Annotated in this window: 2 protein-coding genes; both read left to right on the plus strand. The window is 65.9% G+C overall.

The features are described 5' to 3' along the window. Positions 1-106 precede the first annotated feature (106 nt). Complete coding sequence (istA, locus tag KF715_21800) at positions 107-1,669, plus strand: IS21 family transposase (protein MBX3739338.1); 1,563 nt, start codon at positions 107-109, stop codon at positions 1,667-1,669. After that, entirely contained in the window at positions 1,666-2,412 is a 747-nt protein-coding gene (istB, locus tag KF715_21805) for an IS21-like element helper ATPase IstB (GenBank protein MBX3739339.1), read from the plus strand. The genes istA and istB overlap by 4 nt, the downstream gene beginning before the upstream one ends. Positions 2,413-2,612: the final 200 nt, after the last annotated feature.

Raw genomic sequence — 2,612 nt, forward strand, 5'->3', positions numbered from 1 at the left:
TGTCACGGCCGGGGCGAATGCCACCAGGCGCGCCGGAGTGAAATGCCACCACCTTTGAGCGGGGTAGTTTACGCCGAAGGCGAAGTTGTGCTTCGCCGGAGGGGTAATGAACCGCATCAAAGTGAACCTCCAACAGTCGATAATAGTGCTGGCCGAGCGCGGCTGGTCGAAGCGTCGGATCGCCCGAGAGCTGAAGGTGGACCGTCGGACGGTGGATCGGCACGTGGCGGCAAATGCCGCCACGAACCCCGCCCTCGGCTCGGCCGGCGCGGGGCCGCCGGCTGGAGACGACGCTGGGGGTGAGCCAAATGCCGCCACGAACCCCGGCGTCGGCTCCGAGTCGTGGTCAAATGCCGCCAGTAACCCCGGCGTCGGCTCGCGGCCGGGGCCGGCGAGTCGGTGCGCGCCGTATGAGGCGTCCATCCGGGAGGCGGTGGAGGCGGGGCTGACGGCGAAGCGCATCCATCAGGACCTGCGTGAGCGGGGCTTCGCCGGCGGCTACAGTGCGGTCAAGCTGTTCGTCTCGCGGCTGCGGCTGACGGTCGAGTTGCCGCACCGGCGGATGGAGTGCGAGCCGGGCGCGGAGATGCAGTTTGATTTTGGCCAAGGGGCGTGGGTGCGCAGCGAAGTCCGGCGTCGCCGACCGCATCTGTTCCGAGCGGTGCTCTCGCACTCGCGCAAAGGCTACAGCGAAGTGGTCTGGCGACAGGACACCGAGACGGTGATCCGTTGCCTGGAAAACGCCTTCCGCGCCATCGGCGGGGTGCCGGCGACGATCGTGCCGGACAACATGAAGGCCGCGGTGATCGAGGCCGACTGGTTTGATCCGGAACTCAATCCGAAGCTGCGGGAGTTTTGCGCGCATTACGGCACGGCGTTGCTGCCGACGCGGCCGGCGAAGCCGGAGCACAAGGGCAAGGTCGAGGCCGGCGTCAAATATGCCCAGAACAACGCGCTCAAGGGTCGTGAGTTTGAGAGTCTCGCCGCGCAGAACGCGTTCCTCACCGACTGGGAGCGCACAGTCGCCGACACGCGCATCCACGGGACGATCCGCCAACAGGTCGGACGCTACTTCCTAGAAGCCGAGCGCGGCGCGTTGCGGCCGTTGCCGGCGAGCCTGTTCCCGTGCTTCGAGGAGGCGAAGCGCACGGTGCATCGCGACGGACACGTGGCGTTCCGCCAATCGTATTACTCCGCGCCGCCGGAGTATGTCGGCCGCGAGGTGTGGGTGCGGGCGGAGGCGCGATTGGTGCGAGTGTTCAACGTGCGCATGGAGCCGATCGCGGTGCATGCGCGAGCGGAGCCGGGACGCTTCGCGACGGCGGCGGCGCACCTGCACAGCCGCAAACGCTCCGTCGTCGAGCGCGGCGCCGAGTATCTGTTGGAACGCTGTCGGTTGATCGGCCCGCACACCGGCGCGTGGGCCGAGGGCATGTTCCGTAATCGCGGCCCCATCGGATTGCGCATTATGCAGGGATTGCTGGCGCTGGCGCGCGAGCACCCGGTGGCGGAGTTGGAACGCGCATGTGGTCGCGCCGTGCATCTCGGGCGCTGGCGCCTGCGTGAGGTGCGTGAACTCACCCAACCCGACGAGCACGTCGTGCAGATCGACTTCCTGCAATCCCACCCGCTCATCCGCGACCTGCGGCATTACCAGATCGAACCATGAACCAACTCCATCAACTCCTGCATGAACTCCGACTCTCCGGCTTGCGCGAGACGTTGTCCGTGCGGCTGCAAGAAGCCGCCGCCAATCGACTCGCACCCGAAGAGTTTTTGACCCTCGTGCTTCAGGACGAAGTCAACGTGCGCCAGCAGCGCCAGATCCAGCGTCGGGTGAAGCTCGCCGACTTCAACCGGCTCAAGCCGCTCGATGAGTTTGATTGGCGCTTCAATCCTTCGATCTCCCGCAAGCAGATCTACGAACTGGCGGCCGGGCACTTTATCCGCGCGAAAACCGACGTGCTGTTCATCGGACCGCCCGGCGTCGGCAAAAGTCACTTGGCCCAGGCGATCGGCTACGAGGCGATCAAGCAGGGCTTCGTCGTGTGCTATCGCTCGATCTTCGACCTCGTGCGCGACTTCCTCGCCGAGGACGCGCTCGCGCAGCGCGATCGCGTCCTGCGCGGCTACATCAAACCTGATCTGCTCATCATCGACGACATGGGCCTGCGCGCTTTGCCGAAGCACTCCGGCGAGTATCTGCTCGAAGTCATCATGCGCCGCTATGAAACGCGCTCCACGATCATGACCAGCAACCGACCGCTCGAAGACTGGGGCAAGTTGCTCCAGGACGTGCCCACCGCCGGCGCCGTCCTCGACCGCTTCCTGCATCACGCCACCGTCATCGCCATCACCGGCGAGAGTTACCGCTTGAAGGACGCCGCCGCCGGCAAAGTGAAGTCCAAGTGACAACCCAACCCCTCTCACCCCGCGCTCTCCCCAAGGAGAGCGAGCCCCTCCCGCGAACCGTCCCGGTTCGCTCCGCCAGCTCGCGTGCGAGCGCTTTAACCTTGTCCCACCTCACCGATCCTTCATGAGCAATCCACTCGCTTAGGGGTGGTGGCGTTTAACCCCGGCGCGCGTGGCGGCATTTAACCCCGGCGGTGACA

This window comes from Candidatus Didemnitutus sp., from assembly GCA_019634575.1.
Lineage (GTDB): Bacteria > Verrucomicrobiota > Verrucomicrobiia > Opitutales > Opitutaceae > Didemnitutus.

What these genes read in the sequence shown, in the direction of transcription:
- istA (MBX3739338.1), top strand. Translation starts at nt 107, where the DNA reads ATGAACCGCATCAAAGTGAACCTCCAACAGTCGATAATAGTGCTGGCC.
- istB (MBX3739339.1), top strand. Translation starts at nt 1,666, where the DNA reads ATGAACCAACTCCATCAACTCCTGCATGAACTCCGACTCTCCGGCTTG.